This window comes from Enterobacter sp. CGMCC 5087 (assembly GCF_003144775.1).
GTDB classification, from domain to species: Bacteria; Pseudomonadota; Gammaproteobacteria; order Enterobacterales; family Enterobacteriaceae; genus Enterobacter; species Enterobacter cloacae_M.
The window spans coordinates 1-690 of the sequence record NZ_QFXN01000159.1; the positions used below are offsets into that span (position 1 = coordinate 1).

Below are 690 nucleotides of genomic sequence, written 5' to 3' on the forward strand. Positions count from 1 at the left end.
GTACGTGATGTAGAAGACGTTAAAGGCAACGGTCCAGAACACGTTCATTCTGAAGTCGAAGCGGAAGGTGTTCAGCGCATAGTGGCGCAGCGCGGCTCTGGCCTTAAAGGCCCAGATGATATACATCACGCCACAGGCGAGCGACAGTATGCCGCTTAAGGCCAGCAGCGTATCGCTTCCCGTGTCATAGCCGGCGAGGTCCGGTGAGGCCATCACGCCGAACTGTCGACCGAGCCCAAAACAGACGGCCAGCCAGATGATAAACAGGTTGCCGCAAACCGGATACCCGGTGGTGTCGCTGATAATCTCCTGCTTTTTATACAACCAGAGTAACGGCCAGATGCCGCAGGTTGCGATGGTGAGCAGCACAAAAGTGAGCGTTGGTGTTGCCAGTCGCTGGCTGAGTGTCGAGATGTCGGTCATATTGCATTGTCCTTGATTGATTTTGCTGTAAACAGGGGGGCGGGGCTACCCGGCGGTGAGTGTCGTGCATTCGGGCATATCAGCCAGAACCTTGTGGACATTTCCGGCAGAAGGGGAAAAATGCCCCACCTTTTTGTCGTTGACGTAAATCTCAAACGACGTTGCCTTTCTGATGGCATCAATGAACGACACCCAGGCGTTGTCGCCGTTACGCCAGCCCAGAGAGGACGGCAGGGGGAACGTCTGGTCATCCGTGACGACGGTGAT

Annotated in this window: 1 protein-coding gene and 1 pseudogene; both read right to left on the bottom strand. The window is 55.5% G+C overall.

Going from position 1 to position 690, the window contains the following annotated elements:
* Positions 1–423 (bottom strand): DUF4234 domain-containing protein (locus DEO48_RS15305; protein ID WP_109845639.1); only part of this gene is annotated, 423 nt, incomplete at its 3' end.
* Positions 424–468: 45 nt separating this feature from the next.
* Positions 469–690: pseudogene (locus tag DEO48_RS15310) on the bottom strand (hypothetical protein); the annotation flags it as partial.